Annotated in this window: 18 protein-coding genes and 1 pseudogene; 8 read left to right on the top strand and 11 right to left on the bottom strand. The window is 40.9% G+C overall.

Features of this window, described 5'->3' with window-relative positions; genetic code table 11:
* Nucleotides 1-92: 92 nt before the first annotated feature.
* Nucleotides 93-1,754, bottom strand: coding sequence for a sensor histidine kinase BfmS (gene bfmS / locus FTU05_RS02360; RefSeq protein WP_180039654.1), 1,662 nt, complete (start codon nucleotides 1,752-1,754; stop codon nucleotides 93-95).
* Between the two features lie 44 nt (nucleotides 1,755-1,798).
* The gene (gene bfmR / locus FTU05_RS02355; protein ID WP_067764711.1) at nucleotides 1,799-2,515 is read right to left on the bottom strand and encodes a response regulator transcription factor BfmR; all 717 of its coding nucleotides are present in this window, start codon (nucleotides 2,513-2,515) and stop codon (nucleotides 1,799-1,801) included.
* A 588-nt stretch (nucleotides 2,516-3,103) separates the two neighbouring features.
* On the opposite strand from bfmR, the gene FTU05_RS02350 reads away from it, so the two are divergent.
* From FTU05_RS02350 to FTU05_RS02330, 6 genes are all read left to right on the top strand, one after another.
* Nucleotides 3,104-5,935 carry a ribonucleoside-diphosphate reductase subunit alpha gene (locus FTU05_RS02350; protein WP_180164137.1) on the top strand — a complete coding sequence of 944 codons (2,832 nt, stop codon included), beginning with the start codon at nucleotides 3,104-3,106 and terminating at the stop codon, nucleotides 5,933-5,935.
* Nucleotides 5,936-6,066: 131 nt separating this feature from the next.
* A complete protein-coding gene (locus FTU05_RS02345; protein WP_180004740.1) occupies nucleotides 6,067-6,261 on the top strand; it encodes a hypothetical protein in 195 nt (64 codons plus the stop codon).
* A gap of 146 nt (nucleotides 6,262-6,407) precedes the next feature.
* Nucleotides 6,408-6,536, top strand: a complete 129-nt coding sequence (locus tag FTU05_RS17845) for a hypothetical protein (RefSeq protein ID WP_257220656.1) — start codon at nucleotides 6,408-6,410, stop codon at nucleotides 6,534-6,536.
* Nucleotides 6,537-6,933: 397 nt separating this feature from the next.
* Nucleotides 6,934-8,217, top strand: a complete 1,284-nt coding sequence (locus FTU05_RS02340; RefSeq protein ID WP_078191110.1) for a ribonucleotide-diphosphate reductase subunit beta — start codon at nucleotides 6,934-6,936, stop codon at nucleotides 8,215-8,217.
* A gap of 169 nt (nucleotides 8,218-8,386) precedes the next feature.
* A complete protein-coding gene (locus FTU05_RS02335) occupies nucleotides 8,387-8,995 on the top strand; it encodes a DUF805 domain-containing protein (protein ID WP_168378561.1) in 609 nt (202 codons plus the stop codon).
* A 64-nt stretch (nucleotides 8,996-9,059) separates the two neighbouring features.
* Nucleotides 9,060-9,659: a DUF805 domain-containing protein gene (locus tag FTU05_RS02330; protein WP_180164135.1), complete on the top strand. Its 600-nt coding sequence runs from the start codon at nucleotides 9,060-9,062 to the stop codon at nucleotides 9,657-9,659.
* Nucleotides 9,660-9,699: 40 nt separating this feature from the next.
* Here FTU05_RS02330 and FTU05_RS17840 read toward each other — a convergent pair whose 3' ends face one another.
* A complete protein-coding gene (locus tag FTU05_RS17840; protein ID WP_228144741.1) occupies nucleotides 9,700-10,113 on the bottom strand; it encodes a TM2 domain-containing protein in 414 nt (137 codons plus the stop codon).
* A 93-nt stretch (nucleotides 10,114-10,206) separates the two neighbouring features.
* A pseudogene (locus FTU05_RS02320) lies at nucleotides 10,207-11,377 on the bottom strand (low temperature requirement protein A).
* A gap of 300 nt (nucleotides 11,378-11,677) precedes the next feature.
* Between FTU05_RS02320 and FTU05_RS02315 the strand changes: the two are divergent.
* On the top strand, nucleotides 11,678-12,127 hold the full coding sequence (locus tag FTU05_RS02315; protein WP_180004736.1) for a hypothetical protein: 450 nt from the start codon (nucleotides 11,678-11,680) through the stop codon (nucleotides 12,125-12,127).
* Between the two features lie 28 nt (nucleotides 12,128-12,155).
* On the opposite strand, the gene FTU05_RS02310 is transcribed toward FTU05_RS02315, so the two are convergent.
* Entirely contained in the window at nucleotides 12,156-12,827 is a 672-nt protein-coding gene (locus FTU05_RS02310; RefSeq protein ID WP_180164133.1) for an HAD-IA family hydrolase, read from the bottom strand.
* A gap of 98 nt (nucleotides 12,828-12,925) precedes the next feature.
* Here FTU05_RS02310 and FTU05_RS02305 point away from each other — a divergent pair, with 98 nt between their 5' ends.
* Nucleotides 12,926-13,693 carry a hydroxymethylpyrimidine/phosphomethylpyrimidine kinase gene (locus FTU05_RS02305; protein WP_180164131.1) on the top strand — a complete coding sequence of 256 codons (768 nt, stop codon included), beginning with the start codon at nucleotides 12,926-12,928 and terminating at the stop codon, nucleotides 13,691-13,693.
* Between the two features lie 78 nt (nucleotides 13,694-13,771).
* Here FTU05_RS02305 and FTU05_RS02300 read toward each other — a convergent pair whose 3' ends face one another.
* The 6 genes from FTU05_RS02300 to FTU05_RS02280 all read right to left on the bottom strand — a co-directional run bounded on the left by FTU05_RS02300 (nucleotide 13,772) and on the right by FTU05_RS02280 (nucleotide 19,165).
* The gene (locus tag FTU05_RS02300; protein ID WP_180164129.1) at nucleotides 13,772-14,824 is read right to left on the bottom strand and encodes a DUF1176 domain-containing protein; all 1,053 of its coding nucleotides are present in this window, start codon (nucleotides 14,822-14,824) and stop codon (nucleotides 13,772-13,774) included.
* A 90-nt stretch (nucleotides 14,825-14,914) separates the two neighbouring features.
* The gene (locus FTU05_RS18075; protein WP_373685254.1) at nucleotides 14,915-15,883 is read right to left on the bottom strand and encodes a GAF domain-containing protein; all 969 of its coding nucleotides are present in this window, start codon (nucleotides 15,881-15,883) and stop codon (nucleotides 14,915-14,917) included.
* Nucleotides 15,884-15,895: 12 nt separating this feature from the next.
* Complete coding sequence (locus FTU05_RS17830) at nucleotides 15,896-17,284, bottom strand: AI-2E family transporter (RefSeq protein ID WP_257230075.1); 1,389 nt, start codon at nucleotides 17,282-17,284, stop codon at nucleotides 15,896-15,898.
* Between the two features lie 202 nt (nucleotides 17,285-17,486).
* A complete protein-coding gene (locus FTU05_RS02290) occupies nucleotides 17,487-17,933 on the bottom strand; it encodes a nuclear transport factor 2 family protein (RefSeq protein WP_218948513.1) in 447 nt (148 codons plus the stop codon).
* Between the two features lie 25 nt (nucleotides 17,934-17,958).
* Nucleotides 17,959-18,642, bottom strand: coding sequence for a DUF2939 domain-containing protein (locus FTU05_RS02285; RefSeq protein WP_180004734.1), 684 nt, complete (start codon nucleotides 18,640-18,642; stop codon nucleotides 17,959-17,961).
* A 187-nt stretch (nucleotides 18,643-18,829) separates the two neighbouring features.
* On the bottom strand, nucleotides 18,830-19,165 hold the full coding sequence (locus FTU05_RS02280; protein WP_078191118.1) for a YegP family protein: 336 nt from the start codon (nucleotides 19,163-19,165) through the stop codon (nucleotides 18,830-18,832).
* Nucleotides 19,166-19,622 lie beyond the last annotated feature (457 nt).

Genomic DNA, 19,622 nt, shown 5'->3' with positions numbered 1-19,622 from the left:
ATAAAAACCTGATGTAAAAAAGCCATTCAAATTGAATGGCTTTTTATATGTACCACTCGCTAAATACAGCTGAGTTAGATTTCTTAGGCTGTTTAGCTTTCATTGGCACTAAGCTCTTTACCATCTAGCTTCGGCTTATTCTTCTTAAAACGTGTCGCAGGCCATGTCATGGTAAAACGCGCCCCACCCAATGTTGGACTTCCATCAATACCAACTGTTCCACCAAACCAATAAGCAATACGGCTAACAATCGATAAACCTAAACCATAGCCCCCTGAAGCACGGGTACGACTATCATCTAAGCGTGCAAAGGCATCAAAAATACGCTTACGATCTTCTTCTGGAATGCCGGGGCCATCATCTTCAACACAGATATAGGCCATGCCTTCATCATTCACACCACCACTGATCAGCACTTTATCATCACAATAACGCACTGCATTACCCACCAAGTTTTGTACAACGCGATGTAAATAGCGACGCTCGGTTTCCACAATCACCCCAATCGGTGGTGCTTGCAATTCCAAGGTTTTCCCTGTCTTTAAGGCTTCGGTTTCAATCAAGACCTGATCTAAAACTTCAAACAAGCTGACATCTTCAAACTCTAAAGATGGCATGCCTTGTTCGAGCTTGGCATAAGTCATGATTTCATCAATTAAGGTATTGAGGGCTTCGATATCTTTGTCGATTTGTTCAACTTGCTGCTGACGGTAGTCATAGTCATCTTCATCCGCCATCATTTCTACACCAAAGCGAATCCGCGCCACAGGTGTTCGCAGTTCATGCGATACCGCGCGCATCAACTCACGCTGTGCTTCAATTAAACGTTCAATATGATCTGACATTGAGTTATAGCTCGATGCCAAGGTACCAAATTCATCGGTACTTTCGACAGGCAGACGTACAGATAAGTCCCCGCCCTTCATTTTATTTAACGCATAATTTACAGCACGTAACTTACGTTGCATCGGCACCAATAGACCATAAACACCCAAGCTCAAGACAAATAAGCTTAGTAGCGTAATACCGGCTGCCAACTGGAAAGGCATCCAATTAAATAATGGTACCGGCCCCATGACCAAGACTTCTGAAGTTGAACTTGGAATTGGCGATACAATCGAAATGGTCGTGCCGCGCTCCGTCGCACTGTCACGATACAAAATAATGCTGTGATCTAAGCGTAATCGGCCGATTTGCTCAGAATCTAAAGGTAAACTCTGAACATTTTGAATTGAAATTGGATATGAAAAATGATGCTGAATTTTTTCAAGATATTGTTTTTCTTGACCTGGGTAATAAACCAAATAATCCAGTATAAAGACAGGCAACGCCTTCATTTGGCGTTCTGAAATATTATCGGCTTTGATATACAGCAGATGCGCAGGGTCATCTTTTAAGCCAATAATAATATAGGCTGCCGTAGTTTGTGCATCCCAACGCACTACAGCTTTACGCTCTTCTATACGTTTTGTTTCCGCTCGGGTTAAATCAACCTGATTAGCTTTTACATAATAAATAGGCAACTCAAGTAGATCAGATGCATCTGACACCCAATCTGACTTTTGTTGTTCATTTGGCTGACGTGCAATACCTTCACTTATAATGAAAGCCAAACCGTCAGTAAGCGATTCACGATATTCTTGCGCGCGCTGGTAGTTTATGATTTGCACCAGCAAATAGCCAAATGTAGCGACTAAAAAGACTAAAATCAGTAGCCCCGCATAAACGCGCAAAAATATACTGTGTTTAAACACGTAAAAGTGTCCTACTTTGCCAAACTAAGGGACGGTATTTTACATTAAATGCCGTTGGTTTCTTTTACGAATAAATAACCTTTACTACGTACGGTCTTAATGCGTTTCGGGTTTTCTGGATCATCACCAATTTTTGGACGAATTCGCGAGATACGCACGTCAATTGAACGGTCTTGACCATCGTATTCAATACCACGCAGACGCTCAAAAATATCTTCACGAGAAAGAATGCGACCCGCATTAGATGCCAACAACCATAAAAGGTCATATTCTGCACTGGTAAAGTCAACCAACTCATTATTGAGTGTGACAGAACGACCACCATTATCAATTACAAGATCATCAAATTCGATGCGCTGTGCAACTTCATCTTCTGGTGCTTTGTCTGTACGACGTAATAATGCACGAATACGCGCAAGTAAAACGCGAGGTTGAACAGGTTTTGCAACATAGTCATCTGCACCCATTTCTAGACCCAACACTTGGTCCATGTCTTCGGTACGTGCAGTCAACATTAAAATTGGTTGATGGTAGTGTGGACGAACTTCACGACAAATGGTTAAACCATCTGCACCCGGAAGCATCACGTCGAGTAATACCATATCTGGTTGTTCAGCGATAATACGGCGAATCGCACGATTACCGTCTGGTTCTACCCCAACTTCAAGTCCGTTACGGATTAAGTATTCTTGAGTTAAACGAGCAAGACGCTCATCGTCTTCAACAATTAAAATTTTAGGTAACTTTTCTTCTTGGCTCATTGATTGCCCCTTATTTGATTGGGCGTATCCTATTTGAAATCCGATAGATACGCTTAAACATAGTTTGCAATATACACACGTTTACATTGTAAACAAGATGGCATTCACGAAACTGATACATCAATATCGTATTTTGTAATAAATTTTAACCTGCCATATTTCTGCAATTTTATTTACCGATCATTTCCATGACCTATTGCTCACAATAGCAACAATTATAAATTTGGATACATTTTCATCGGATAAAAACTGACTGGTTGATTCACAACTTTTTACGCTTTCTAAAGTTATCCACAATGTTATCTATAAGCACTCTTTTTCGACTTTGCTATGCTATGCCCTTGTCGGATAAGGCATATATAACAAAGATAAAAAATAGGGATTTTTTGAGATGGATTTCTGCCAGAAATGTTCAAAGTATTTAGTAAAATGTCAATATTGATATACCCTGAATTTTCCCGTATCTTGTGTTCAATAAATTTTTAAACCACTAGGTCTTGTGTTTAAACCTCAAACACTGTGGCATAAAAATTGCCCAGTTCAAACGGTCCTAACATAAAAATAGATGACAAATGGAGCTATGCTAGCATGAGCGTAACGAATTCAACCCCTGGTCAAATTCAGGTGATTAAACGCACCGGTGACGTTGCACCTTTTGATGCAGAAAAAATCTCTGTGGCGATTGGTAAAGCGTTCTTGGCCGTTGAAGGCCAGCAAAGCGCTGACTCCAGCCGTATTCATGACCGTATCTCTCAATTAACTGAGATGGTATTGAATACCTTTAACCGTCGTTTACCTTCTGGCGGTACCATTCATATTGAAGAAATTCAGGATCAGGTTGAACTTGCGCTTATGCGTACAGGTGAGCAAAAAGTTGCTCGCTCTTACGTGATTTACCGCGAACAACGTGCCGAAGCTCGTAAACAAACTGGTGCTCACCATCACCCTACTTTACAAGTGACAGGTTCAAACGGTCAGCTTAAACCGCTTGATCTTGGCGCGCTTGAGGCAAATATTGTTAAAGCAGCTGAAGGTTTAGAAGGCATCGATGTTCGAGCGATTATCGATGAGACTGTAAAAAACCTTTATAACGGCGTAAAAGAGTCAGACATCTCAACGACCATGATGATGGCTACTCGTACACGTATCGAACAAGAACCAAACTATACATATGTGACTGCGCGTTTATTGCGTAATGACCTTGTTGCTACAGGTTTAGAGTTCTTAGGTTTAGATACTGACACGAATGAAGGCGACGCTTTAGAAACTTTCTTGAAGAAAGGTATCGAGCTTGATCTTCTTTCTCCAGAACTACTTAACTTTGACTTGGCAAAATTGGCTGCTGCGATTCAACCAGAACGCTCAAACCAATTTACTTATTTAGGTCTACAAACCTTATTTGACCGTTACTTCATCCACTCAGATGGCGTACGTTTCGAATTACCACAATTATTCTTCATGCGTGTTTCAATGGGTCTTTCATTGAACGAAGACAACCGTGAAGAACGTGCAATCGAATTCTATAACTTATTGTCTAGCTTCGATTACATGGCGTCTACGCCTACTCTATTTAACTCTGGTACTTTACGTCCACAGTTATCTAGCTGTTACTTAACAACGATTTCAGATGACCTTTACAACATTTATGGCGCAATGCGTGATAACGCAATGTTGTCTAAATGGGCGGGTGGTTTAGGTAATGACTGGACGCCTGTTCGTGCGCTTAACTCGTATATCAAAGGTACGAATGGTAAGTCACAAGGTGTTGTACCGTTCCTTAAAGTTGCCAACGATACTGCTGTTGCAGTCAACCAAGGTGGTAAACGTAAAGGTGCAGTATGTGCATACCTTGAAACTTGGCACTTGGACATCGAAGAATTCCTAGAACTTCGTAAGAACACCGGTGATGACCGTCGTCGTACCCATGACATGAACACAGCGAACTGGGTTCCTGACTTGTTTATGCAACGTGTATTCGAAGATGCTGAATGGACTCTATTCACACCATCTGAAACACCTGATTTGCATGACCTAACAGGTGCAGAATTTGCTGAACGCTATGCTTACTATGAAGGCATTGCGAAAGAAACCAACATGCTACATAAGAAAGTCCGTGCGAAAGACTTATGGCGCAAAATGTTGTCAATGTTGTTTGAAACTGGCCACCCTTGGATCACATTCAAAGACGTATGTAACTTACGTTCACCACAACAACACGTTGGTGTAGTTCACTCTTCTAACTTGTGTACAGAAATTACGCTGAACACGAACGAAGATGAAATCGCAGTATGTAACTTAGGTTCAATTAACCTTGTACAACACGTTCAAGGCGGTGTGTTAGATCGTGAAAAGCTTGCTCGTACAGTTAAAACTGCTGTTCGTATGCTTGATAACGTAATTGACATCAACTACTACGCTGTTCCACAAGCACGTAACTCGAACTTGAAACACCGTCCAGTGGGTATGGGTATCATGGGCTTCCAAGATGCTTTATACGAAATGAAATTGGCTTATGGTTCTGATGCTGCGGTTGAGTTCGCTGATGAATCGATGGAAGTGATTTCTTACTACGCGATCCAAACGTCTAGCGACTTGGCACTTGAACGTGGTACTTACGAGACATTTAAAGGTTCACTTTGGGATCAAGGTATCTTGCCAATTGACTCTTTAGATATCGTACAAAAAGCACGTCCTGACCGTATGTTCGAAGTTGACCGTACAACACGTTTGGACTGGGATACTTTACGTACTAAAGTTCAAAAAGATGGTATGCGCAACTCAAACGTGATGGCGATTGCACCAACTGCAACCATTTCGAACATTTGTGGCGTATCACAGTCAATCGAACCAACTTTCCAAAACTTGTATGTGAAATCTAACCTTTCTGGTGAATTTACAGTGATCAACCCGTACCTAGTACGTGCGTTAAAAGATCGCGGTCTTTGGGATTCTGTAATGGTGAACGACCTGAAACACTTCGAAGGTTCGGTTCAAAAAATTGCACGTATTCCTGAAGAGCTTAAAGCAATCTTCGCGACTGCGTTCGAAGTTGAGCCACGTTGGATTGTGGATGCTGCATCACGTCGTCAAAAATGGATCGACCAAGCTCAGTCTCTTAACCTTTACATCTCTGGTGCAAACGGTAAGAAACTCGACATGACGTACAAAATGGCATGGTTACGTGGTCTAAAAACGACTTACTACCTACGTGCATTAGGTGCGACTTCTGCTGAGAAATCTACAATTAACACAGGTGCGTTAAATGCAGTTAAACCTGCTACTGTTGCAGCACCTGTAACTGCAGTTGCGAAAGAAGAACCTAAAGCTGAAGTTGCTGCTGAAGAAGAAGGTTTTGGTCAAGCAGCTCCAGTCCCAATGGCATGTTCAATTGACAACCCTGATTGTGAGGCTTGTCAGTAAGTTAACTGAATTAGGAATCAACCGGGATTTATCTCATCATTGCGATCTAGCAATGGTTGATTCTTATGAGTGGTTAGCATAAGAACTCACTCTTGCTACTTCGTATTGATTGATTCCGTTTAGGAGCGAACATGTCGAAGAAGTTGAAAGATTTTCGGAAGAAAGTGCGTGTAGTTATTGAAGAGTCTGAAAGAGTTATATACCGAGTACTTCTAGTTTGTTACTTAATGACAAGTGGAAGCGCTGGACACTCCTCAGATATTCAAGCTCAAGATATTGAAGAGACATTAGTGACTCAAGTTGCTAAATCTCACAAGGAAATATAATTCAACAAATTATATTTCTAATCCCCCTAAATCCCCCTTTTCCAAAGGGGGACTTCCGTGAAAACAAAATAATTCACGGAAATCCCCTCCTTTATTAAAGGAGGGGTTTGGGGAGGATTTAATATTTAACAATCAAGGACACCACCATGCCACATATGACGCATAACTATCAGTTAGGGTTAATTGCCTTGGTGGTTTCCTTTATTTTGACTTTTTATGTCCCGATCGCCTATTTCTGGTTCAAGGCATATAAATCGCGTAATCAAAATAAATAATATTTTTGTCCATTTATTTAAATTTAAAAAAACCTGCTAAGTGTCCAAAAACTGATAAAACAGACCATTTCATCACAGTCTACATTTAAAACAAGGCCTCTAATTCCGAGGTTTTTAATCGTATTTAAAATATATAACCAAATGATTTTTATTGTTTTTTTCAATTAATTATTAACAAATATTAATATTATTAAAATCAAAAAATTAGATGACAATTACTACCTCAATGGTTAATTAAACAACTATTTCATCTATCAAATTAGGCCAATAAAAACTACAATAGCTCCCAAATTTATTAAATAACTAAATCGCCTAACTTTACAAATGCTTGATTGTTTTTTCACACACTCATTCATGCTTTGTAAATAAGTGAAGCGTATAATTTGTGAGAATTGATATGTCTATCCTAAGTTGGGACGATTTCGAAGATGATGAACCGAAACAAGCTGCACAAGCTCACCAGCCTGCGCCCGTCGAACCGCAAAAAACGACTGATTCGCAAGTGGTATCTAATGCACAGCACTCATCGCCGAATTTGGCAGCTGCACAACCCGCTCGAACCAGTACAAATCGACCAACAGATCCAACCGATCCGTTGGCAAGAGCATCTAACGCTCTAGAAAATCTAGACGTTGCACCTGGCTTAGAGGAGCTAGAAATGGGTGCTCAGCGTGTTCAAGTTGACGATAAAGCGATGATCAACTGCCGCGCTGACTTAAACCAACTTGTACCATTCAAATACGAATGGGCTTGGCAAAAATATCTAGACGGTTGTGCAAACCACTGGATGCCGCAAGAAGTGAACATGAACCATGACATCGCACTTTGGAAGTCTGAAAATGGCTTAACCGAAGATGAACGTACCATTGTTATGCGTTCTTTAGGTTTCTTCTCGACTGCGGATTCATTGGTTGCAAACAACTTGGTTCTTGCAATCTACCGTCACATCACCAACCCTGAATGCCGTCAGTACATCTTACGTCAATCATTTGAAGAAGCGATTCACACGCACGCTTACCAATACTGTATCGAATCTTTAGGCATGGACGAAGGCGAAGTCTTCAACATGTACCGTGAGATTCCTTCAGTGGCTCGTAAAGCAGCTTGGGGTCTGAAATATACACAATCTTTAAGTGATCCTACGTTCAAAACAGGTACACCTGAAAACGACCAAATCTTGCTTCGCAACTTGATCGCGTTCTACTGCGTACTTGAAGGAATCTTCTTCTACTGTGGTTTCAGCCAAATCTTGTCTATGGGTCGTCGTAACAAGATGAATGGTGTTGCTGAGCAATTCCAATACATCTTACGTGATGAATCTATGCACTTGAACTTTGGTATCGACATGATCAACCAAATCAAGATCGAGAACCCTCACCTATGGACTGCTGAGTTCCAAGAAGAAATCATTCAAATGATTCTTGAAGGTACAATGCTTGAAATCGAATATGCACGTGACACTATGCCACGCGGTGTATTGGGTATGAATGCAGGCATGATGGAAGAATACTTGAAGTTCATCTGTAACCGTCGTTTGAGCCAATTAGGCTTACCTGAACAATTTGCTGGTGTGAATAACCCATTCCAGTGGATGTCAGAAATGATGGACTTACGTAAAGAGAAGAACTTCTTTGAAACTCGCGTAACTGACTACCAAACTGGTGGAGCGTTAAGCTGGTAATAAATTTTTCAGCGAAATATCAAAAGCGGAACAAAGTGTTCCGCTTTTTTTATGAAGAATTTCATTCACCCAAGCAAATCTATGCATTTAATTTAATTCATATTCTGCTAATATAAAACGGTATAAAAATACATCAATTAATAAAAATCACATAATAAAAGAGGACAGAATGAAAGGTCAGATTTTAGATTATTCAGTACAAACCAATTCAGGCATTATCAGTGGAGATGATCAAAACCGTTATGAGTTTACAGGTGCAGAATGGCGTGGCCAAAACTCACCTAAACGCGGCGATCATGTAGATTTCGATATCAGTCCAGAAGGTCAAGCTGTTCAAGTATTCAATGCTCTTGGCAGCAGTAATCCTATTCAACAAATTTCACAGCAACTCGATAAAATTTCAAACCAAGACCAAGCTGAATCAAAATTCAACATGATTGATTGGTTTGTCAAATGTCTAAAAAATTATGCCAACTTTACTGGACGTGCACGCCGTAAAGAATATTGGTTTTTTGTATTGGTCTATCTTATCGCAATGATTATTACTCTGATTGTCGATTCAGTGCTTAGAACCAAAGGAATATTCACAGGTATTTTCATCTTAGCAATGGTTATTCCGTCCCTTTCCGTTGCAGTACGTCGTTTACATGATATTAATAAATCTGGTTGGTATTGGTTAATACAAATGATTCCGCTCGTTGGACCAATTCTGGTTCTAATTTGGCTTGCAACAGAAACCAAACCTGAAGTAAACCAATGGGGACAACCTGCCAAATAAATAAAAAATCGTGGCTACTATTTATGTAGCCACCCTATCTACAGCACATTAACTCAGGAAAAATATGAAAGGACAAATACTAGATTTTTCGATTCAAACTAATACTGGGGTGATTAGTGCTGAAGATGGAAAACACTATCAATTTGCTGGTCATGAATGGCGAGGTCAAAGACCACCTACACGTGGAAAACAGGTTGATTTTGCTTTGGATGAAAGTGGGCAAGCAATTCAAGTCTATATTGCATTACGCCAACAAAGTTTTTCCACGAATACGCGAACAAACTACAGTGAAGAAGAGGAAAACTATGACTTTTTCGCGTGGTCATTCAAACCACTGAAAAAGTTTGCTGAATTTGAAGGACGTGCTCGACGTAAAGAGTTCTGGTTCTTTTGGCTATTTTGTATATTGGTCATTATACTTGCCTCTGTTTGCGATTTCGTTATTGGCAGTGAACCTTGGCTAGAAAATATTACCAATATCGTTTTACTCATTCCTAGCTTAGCTGTTGGCGCACGTCGACTACATGACACAGGACGTTCAGGTTGGTGGCAACTTTTAATGCTCACAATCATTGGAATCATTCCACTGATTATATGGTGGGCTACAGACACCAAAGCCGAGAACAACCAATGGGGTCAACCCGCTAGAGATCTGCAACAATAAAATAAGGCGCACAATGCGCCTTATCTTTTAACAAAAAACTTTAGCCATATTTACGCGCAAAATCTTCATCTGAAGTGCATAGATAAATAATAAATTCAATAAAAGCAACAATGGATGGAATAAAGGTCCAACAGAATAGCAGATACACAATCCCCCATCCAATACGACCCAAATAGAATTTATGTATACCAAATCCACCAAGGAAGAATGCTAAGAGTGCAGCAACAATACGACTCTTTTGACCGTATTGCGTGCCTAAAGCATTCGGCACAGCGACTAAGTAAATATCGGTTGCGTAACCCATTCCACTTGTCTCAAAATCAACAAATTGTCCACGAGCAGGAACAGTTTGTCCTTTCCAATCGCTTCCAGAAAATTGATAACGATTCTGATCATCTCCGCTGATGATGCCTGTATTATTTTGAACAGAAAAATCGAGTATTTGCCCTTTCATATAATCCTCTATGTTTTATCTTTATTTGATGATTCTTGGACGTTATTTTCATCAGCAATATAACGAATTATTGATGAATATCATATCATTAACTTATCTTGCCAAATAGCATTTTGTAAACATCAATCTCAATGCATATACCACTGCCATCGCAAATATTGCATAACCCGCAGGAGTAATAAACAACGGAATACATAAAACAATCACCACGGTTAAAGGATATAAAAGTTTTCTAAAACCACTTTGATGATGCAATTCATGAAGTAAATATAAACTTGTCGTATAAATCACGAGGCTGATCGCCACAAAGTAGCTTTCTTTCTCAGAACTAATCAGCGCCTCATGCGAAACCACATCAACTGCGGCAGCTAAACCTGCACCAATCGCCGCAATACTAATAAAGACAAAGAAATGTCCATAACCCCAAGTAAATGCCATTTTTCGGCTATTTAAACGCTCTGCAATACTGGTATCAAAATAAGACCATCACATGGTGAACATCATCATCAGACCGCCCACCATCAGAAAAATCAGTTCAGTACTAAAACGCTGATTTGTTAATGCATCGGTTATGGCAATCGAGCATCCGACAATAGATTCGCCTAAAACGATAATGGTAAGCAGTGAATATCGCTCTGCAATATGATGCGCATGCCAAGGTGTACGGCTTGCAGCTTCTGCAAAAACTGGGATAGACAGTTCAGCAATTGCGAGCAAAATGAAAAGATAAACGGTGAAATGCAGCGGTGAAAAATGAAAGAACAGCCACCCCACTTGCACCAGTATGATGCCAAAAGCATAGCGTAATGCTGTTTTCCGACGGGACAGATCATGCTTTGCAACGCGAAACCACTGCTGTAACTAAGCCCAGACGCATAATGGCATAACCAATCACAATTACGTCAAAATCCTGCTTTTGAAAAGCGCTTGGAATACCTGCAGCAATGACCAAAGAACCAATGATCTGTACGAAAGTTAAGATTCGATAGAGCGCATCATCATTATCATACGCCGAAGCAAACCAACTAAAGTTCATCCACGCCCACCACAAGGCAAAAAACACCATGCCATACAGCGTTAAACCCTGAGCTAAATGATTTTCAACAATGGCATGATGCAGTTGCTGCCCTGCTGTTGCGATCGCCACGACAAAGATCAAGTCAAAAAGCAATTCTAAAGAGGTCGCGACACGATGATGCTCATGTGGATCACGTGGGTGCAAAGGTTTGAGCCACTGACTAGGGAATAAAAATGATTTGGACATAGCATTCAGCTTTATTGTTTTCTGTCTGAATTTTTTCAAAAGCCTGAAACAGTTACAAGATCGATTACATAAATCAGATGAGAAACAGTTTTCTAGAAAAAGGATAATGGCTTTAAAAACACACTTAAGATTTAGATATTTCAATTGTAGAAGTTAAAAATTCAAAGTGACAAAACTGCGAAAGACGTTTTAAGATAAAAACTCGATAGATCGATGTGTTTTTTATATCTCAGCTATATTTTTCTCTAAATTTTAATGACATACTGCTATCCACTAAAATAATAATGAAACCTAAAAGTAATGTTAGAAGAAAAATTAGCGTCTTTTCCTGACGCAGTTTGGGTACAGATTCATTATGATCAAATGCAAGTTTTAACGCGTGATCATCAAATTGTAGCTGAACAAAACTGCCCTCTGGCTTTTATAGAACGTGGAAGTTTTGTCCGAAACTATCATGTTGCAGAACAGTGCTTCAACCAACTCATACAACAGATCCACTTCAAGTGGTATGAGTTTGGACAGCCGGTTATTTTTATTCAGTTAAAAGAACGCTTAAGTGAAGAAGTCAGCGCACTCGAGCTACAAGCCATTCAAGAAATGGCTCTAAGCGCAAATGCACATTTTGTATTTGTCTACGATAAACATGGCATCGCACTCGAAGCAGAAACCATCAAAAATGATGAGTCTCCTTTGCTCAAATGGCTTTTCTGTGGGGTGATCTTGCTCATTTTGCTGATTATCTTTAAATAATCAGCATCATTCATTAGGTTCGGTGCAACTACGACACTTTCTGCTGCTGCAATTGCTCAATACTCGAAATCAAATCGTTAAAACCGTCAATTACTAGCGCTGGTGCAGCCATTTGAATTTCTTCTGTACTACCATAACCATAGCTCACAGCAATACTCGGCACAGCATTACGGCGCGCGCCTAAAATATCGTACTCACGGTCTCCCACCATCACACATTCCTTCGCATCCAACTGTTCTTGCTGCAAAATGTATTCAATTAAATCGCCTTTGTTGGTTCGCTCACCGTTCAGTTCACTGCCATAGATCACAGTAAAATATTTTGCCAAATCAAAATGTTCTAAAATTTGGCGGGCATAGACCGTCGGCTTTGCTGTAGCGACGTACAAGTGAAAGCCTTGCTGTTGTAAAGTTGCTAGAGTGTCGGCAACCGCAGGATACACTTTATTTTCAAATAAGCCCGTAACGGCAAAGCGCTCGCGATAACCAAGTAAAGCCTGATCTGCAAGTACATTATGCAAATCGACATTGAGGATTTTGGCCAAAGAGGCTTTCAAAGGTGGTCCAATGATCCAATCGATATTGGTCTCATCCGAAATGGGATGTCCAATTTTCGCCAGTCCATAGCGTGCTGAAGTGGTAATGCCAACTTTTGGATCTGTTAATGTTCCATCGAGATCGATCAATATATTCTTAATCACAGCTTTTACCTTATCCAATCACTTCTGCAAAAATACTATCGAGTGTTCGCTCAAAGTTGCCTATACTATCGCAAATTTTGTGTAATAAGGACATCATTGTGCGCCCTACTGTACTGTGCTTTTCAGGTCTTGACCCTTCAGGTGGTGCAGGACTGCAAGCGGACATTGAAGCCATTGGTCAAAGTAGCGCACATGCTGCCATTGCGTGTACAGCGTTAACCGTTCAAAACTCACAACAAGTGTATTCGTTTGAAGCAACCTCTCGTGAGTTATTGTTGGCTCAAGCACATGCTGTCGTCGGTGACCTCCCTATTCGCTGTGTAAAATCAGGAATGCTAGGAACGACTGAAAATATCGCGGCTCTCGCTGAGTTTTTACGTGAACATCCCGAATATCATTATGTTCTCGACCCCGTTTTAGTTGCCAATAGTGGTGGTTCTTTGGGCGATCAAGCAACGTTGGTCAAAGCCTTTGCGGAATTGATTCCGCTTGCCACTGTGCTTACACCTAATACCGTAGAATTACGCGCACTCACAGGTGAAGACGACATATCTAAAGCTACAGCAAAACTTTTTGCGATGGGCGCTCAAGCGGTATTAGTAAAAGGTGGCCATGAAAATACGCCAGACTATATCCAAAACTCGTTGTACATTCAGGGTGAATTAGTTTCTGAAACCCGTTGTCCACGACTAGATGGGGAATATCACGGCTCAGGCTGCTCATTGGCGAGTTTTATAGCTGGGCGTTTAGCCTTAGGTGATGAGCTCAAAGCGGCTGTTCATCATGCCGAAACATGGCTATTTGGTGTGTTGAAAATCGCTGAATCACCTGTTGTGGGCGGACAGAAAATTCCAAAACGTTTTTAAAGTTCTCGGTTATTTATTTAAACCCGATAAACAAAACGCTATATCATTTAAAGCCCTGAATATCAGGGCTTTTTCAGATCAAGAGTCGAGTTGAACTCGATAGACCAATGTTGGAATTTCCCACGCACCGCCAGCAAATCCTTTGCACTGTGTGGTTTTTGCCATATAGGTTTGGATAAAACGCTGACCATTCCACGACCACTCACCTGTACTATGACAGTCGCCAATGCCTCGTCCACGTTGGTTGGAGAAAATTTGCCCTTCGCTAAAACCACTTCCAGAAAAGGTCACGGATTGTTTGATTTGCTTTAAATTTCGATCCATCAACCAATAGCCATTACCACTATTATATGCCCCACGCCAACATGGCACTTCGACCAAGGCATTTTTCCCATTGATTGGAAACACCACGACCCGATCATCCTCTAAGAAATTTGCATCAAAGAGTTGAGGACAATCTTCTACTGTGGTTTTCTTCTTTATCAATCCAAATAATTGTTTGGCGGTGGGCGCATTGACGGCATACCGTGTTTGTAAGCCCTTACTATAATTTTGAATATTCACTTTCGGAATACTTTTCGGTTTGAGTACATTGACCGAACTGTTATTGGCTTTACGCAATAATGCCGAATTTGTCCCTATGCGCTTTTGAAAATCATCCATACGGAGTAAAACTGCACTAGCGCCCTGCACGGACAATAACCATGTTTTGTTGTTGCCTTTCCACACAATTGGTTGGTTGGCTTGTAAGGCTTGAATCAGTTTTTGAGTTTGAGCTGCACTTAACTGACCCTCCGCGGTTTTGGCATCAAGCTGCACAGTTCCCTGATTTTTACCTAAAATGTAAAGTTGAAGTGGTTTATTTGCCACACTTAACGTTTCAGGATCGAGTTTTACTCGTGCGCTGACTTGCGCCTGAGCGCCGGCAGCACGTTGTAATAACACAGAAATAGCGGGCTGATTGCCCTCCGCTTGATAACCTGCAACGCGACAAGTCCCCGTATTATCACAAGCGATTTCCCAATCCTTATGTGAAAAATAGTTTCCTTGAATTTGAGCTAAGCTCACACTACAACCCAATGCAGCAACGTAGCCTAATAGAAGTTGCCAGATGACATTATTTTTGTTCATGTCTTTGGCTCAAAATAATTATATTAGAACCATCTTAAAATGCTTTTCACTGAAACTCCAGTCTAAAAAGATCTGCTGCATCATTTGAAATTATGAAGACGAATCATTCAGTTGCTGTATCTCCTCACATTTTTTTCGCTTCACATTTTCATCACTGAGCGTATTCATCAAATCTGCCGCAAGGCCTTTTAACAGACTCATATCATCATCGGTCATTTGATTCGGCTGCCGATCTAAAACACAAAAACTTCCCAACGCGACCCCATTACGGTCTCTAAGTGCAACGCCTGCATAAAAGCGAATGCGGTTATGCATCAATTCAGGTAAATGCGCAAAGCGTGGGTCACGTTGTGGGTCTTCAATAATCAAGCGTTCATTTTGATACACCAAATGGCTGCAGATCGAGTCTTGCTTGGACTGGCGCACCTGCATCGGTTGCTCGGTAGCCTGAGCCAAAGGGCTACCTGGGGTATAGACCCAGTCTTGCTTGACCCAAGAGATTTGTGCATATTTCACATCGAAGGCTTGTCGGGCTTCTTCAATATATTGTTCATAGATCGGCAAATTCCGCTCATCCAAAACATCCAGTTCTTCTAATGCTTTTAAGCGCTGCACTTCAACGCTAGGATCAGGCTCATCCAACCAAGATTCCCCCTGCTTCAATTGAAAAGCTTCAATGGTTAATAACAAGTCATTCATATTATTGACCACAGCATCGACGGTGAAATTTTCTTTGATCGCATCTAATTGGGATATCTCATCACAGCTCCAAAGTGCAAAAATCAGTTTTTTATCCGGAAACTGTGCCTTAAAAACATGGCTTAGTAGGCGAATTTGAGCTTCTGGTGCCGTATGGAAAATCGAAATACATACGATCTGAATATCCTCTTGGATATCATCCATACTTTGATGCTGATTTTGAATCAATACGTCGCTAAATGCCTGAGCCTGAATACCACTTAAACTTAGCCCATGCGCCAACATAGCCGATACTTGAACATCAATTTCCCAACGTGCGCCGATACATAAAACCTCAGTTTTCTGATCCTCTTGTGCCACTGGATATGCCCGTTAAAAACTATGATTAAACAGCTTTAAGCCTTGATGTAAGCGTAGTCGATGCTCTGCACTAGCCTCGGTGTTGTGTCCGCTCGAAAAAATCCGTATGGCTGGAATCGCCACTTTGGCATAAAACGCATTGACCCGACGTGCCTTAATTTCATCCATGGCATCTTTCGGTAACTTTTCAGCAATAAAAGTCTGTGCAACATCCATGGCATCTTGCACATCATCAGCGACCAATCGCTGATAAAAGCGCTCATGCGGCGCCAATGCAGGTGTACTACCGATCAGGGTTTTAATTAAACCTAAGGATGGCACATAGCTCGAAAGCACCAATAAACACGCGGTTAAAGGCGTCGATAAAATTAAACCAATTGGCCCCCACACCGCCGTCCAAAACATGGCGGCAATAATAATGACTAAGGTCGAAAGTCCAGTACTTCCCCCATATAACCAAGGCTCAATAATATTATTACTGACCAATTCCAAGAGCAGGATTAAGCCGACTGTCCACAGCACCATATTCCATGTGGGATCTACCGCAAAAGCCAATGCAATGGGGAAAATCGCGGAAATCATCGGGCCGACATAGGGAACGAAGCGCATCACAATCGCCACCATTCCCCACATAATTGCTGCCGGAACCCCAATAAACCATAGTCCCAAGGCCATCGGAATACCGTAGGTCACATTGACCATCAGCTGCATACGTAAATATTTACCTATACGATTGGCCGCTTCATCTAAGGCGTCTGTTCCGATATTTAAATTTCCGCCCAGCAGCTTAAGGAACCGATCATGCAAATCTTTCCGATTAACCAAAATCAGAATCACAAACAAAAAAACAATACCCGCAGTTGCTAAAGGATTGAGTACCCGCTCACTCCAAGCCATGACTGCTTCAGCCGTGGTTTGTTGTTGCCCCACCACTTTCACTTGCTGCACTTTAGGATTTTTCTCTTCAGGCACCACATCATCTATCGAGTTTTCAACGGTATCTATGGTGGTTTTTGCGCCATCCCAAACACTTGGGCCGCGTGCAAATTGACGAATAGAATCCATTTTCTTTTGAATTGTGCCCTGATATTGCGGTAATTCTTGGCTTAATTGCCCCAGTTGATAACCCAAATATGAGGCTGCGCCGGACAAAATCGCCAAAGCCAAACCGACCACAATAAATATAGATGGCATCTGTGGTAGTCCCCAACCACGGAGTTTCATCACCAAAGGATCAACTAAAAAAGCCAATAAAATTGCGAGTGCCAATGGAATAAAAATATCTTTGCCAAGATATAAGGCGGCAATCAGCAAACTACCGATGATAAATCCTGCCGTGATTCGAATCACTTTATGTAAATCTGCAGGGGGCATTTGCTTCGATGCGTTCAGATCTTGCAAGCCTTACTTTTGACCTGATGGTGATGATTCAAAATCTTGCGCTAATTTATTATTTTTATGATCCATTTTCTTATCCTGAACGATGGTCATTATTTTTTAATTTAGGCTGAAGTTTTAGAACTGCATACGAATTTCATGTAATGATTTGCAAAAAAAAAACAGAGCGACATGGCTCTGTTTTCATACTGTGTTTTCAGATGAATTAAAAGATAATTACTTTACTTTGATGAGTCACAATATCCACGGGAACAGAAATATGTTGATGAACGATCTTCCATTGAGACTGCGTTTTTTTCATCCCAATGGTATTACGACACCACGAGATCCCCGGCGTCGGTATCCCGCTCTGATCATCAATTTTGGAATAACAGTGCAGAAAGGCAATATCAGGATCTGCATGGATGACCAATTCCCGCCTAAATACCTTTAAGCCTTCACGAAAATACTCCCGATAAAATTCCCACATTTTTTGATATGCCATTAAGCCACGCATTTCACAACTGGCATCAAAAAAGTACACATCTGCTGCGCAGGATTCAGCAATATTTTCAATTTTCAATTGGCAGATGACCTCATCCCAATTGGCTAAAAATTGCAGAATTTCGTCAGCGGCCTGTTGGTCACCAACTATTTTGATTTTATCTTGCATCTCTGGCACCTATTTATTTTATTTTTTATGAAGCATTGTTCTGGGCGGCGTTTGGAAGTTGAATTTTAACGATCTTCCAGCTCCAACCGCGGCGTTGCATACTAAATACGGTATATTTTTCTTCGCTTAGGCCTTGGAGCGGCACATACAGATCAAATCGATTCCAAGCGCTATAGCTGGCTTTGGGTTCAAGTGGCTGGCTTTGCTTTAAAGCAACAGCGGTTGCAGTTTCGTCATTTTTGGATAGTGTTGACGCATAAGGTTGTTCTGCGACCTTATTTTCAGCATGCGTGAATAGTTCAATCCCTGGGCTAATCATGCTCGGATTGGTCAGTTTGGTTATTTCTGGTAGTTGGATCGACTCTTTTAATGCTTTGCCTTGTAAAAGCAGCATGATACTGGTTGGATTGACCAGACTGTCGACTAGCGTTGCACTGAGGACTGTGCTGAGCTGCCCACCCCAAGACTGGGCAAATTCGGGTAAATGCTGTAGCCCAGTTTTCTGTTGAATGAGGTCTTCAACTTGTGGTTTTAGACTCGATTTGACTGCCGCAAAATCGATATATTGAGCAATTTTTTCAGGTTGATTGTGCTCATAGGCTTGACGTATTTGATACAACACCCAATACGGAGACGCAATCATCCAACCCATGACGATGATCAAAATCGTAATGAGCCCATAATACAAAATATGATTCTGCTTATTCATCGTTCACCACTCTAGCCAGTGAAGTTGTGGTACTTCCTTGTACCGTCAAATAAGCCTGATCTGATTGAATAGCGTCCAACCCAACAGCACTTATCTGAGAACCATATTGCTTTTGACCTAGTGATTTTGACGAGCCTTCAGGTTTTGTTCATCCTGCTAAGACTGTCTCGATCAGGTTGTTTCAAATTTAAGCCGTTAGATCTTTAATTTGGGTACTTGCACCATTGGTTTTAACTGATTCAATGCCTTTATCTCGCGATTGCTCACTGGCATAAAATTGACTGGTCCCAATAATTTGATGGTTTGCCGCTTTCAAATTGAAATATGGTTTGCCATTTTTGGCCGTCAGTCGTTCAAAACGGCTGTCATCTGCACTGTTCTTTTGTACAGACTCAATCCCGTTTTGGGCTGATGCTTTCGCTTTATATAATTCACTCGTTAAAATGATTTCACCGTTCCCTGCTTTTAATACAAAACGAAACTGCTGATCATTAGAATGACTGATCTCGTACCATCCCGACATATGTTACCCCTTCATTTTCATTGTTTTCTCTATTATTCGATCAGGATTTGTTGTTGGAAATTCAACCTGATCTACAGAATATAAATGAACTCGGTCACATTTTTCAATGTCTTTTTTGATCAGTGTAAAGGCTTAAAATTTAATCACTAAGAAAATGATTTTCAATAAATAATTCCAATAAAAAATAATCCGACCGAAGTCGGATTTCATCATTCTTTCATCATGCTGAATTTGTGAATAGAGTTGCATTACTCAACGCATTGAATAAAGGCTTTAAGGACTGACGATCTGCTTTGAATACGTCGCTTTATTCATTTCTAATATTTCCACCTCTGTACACGACAAATTTCATAGGATCCTTGTCCTATCAGGCTTTTTCTTTCTTAAAATTGCTAGCACTTTCTTAAATTCTTCTTTTTTTCCAAAACCAATCAAACGTAGAATAGCCATTTGAACA

This window comes from Acinetobacter sp. YH12049, assembly GCF_013419875.1.
GTDB classification, from domain to species: domain Bacteria; phylum Pseudomonadota; class Gammaproteobacteria; order Pseudomonadales; family Moraxellaceae; genus Acinetobacter; species Acinetobacter amyesii.
Note: the sequence above shows the minus strand (reverse complement) of the source record. Positions and strands in the feature narration are given on the sequence as shown.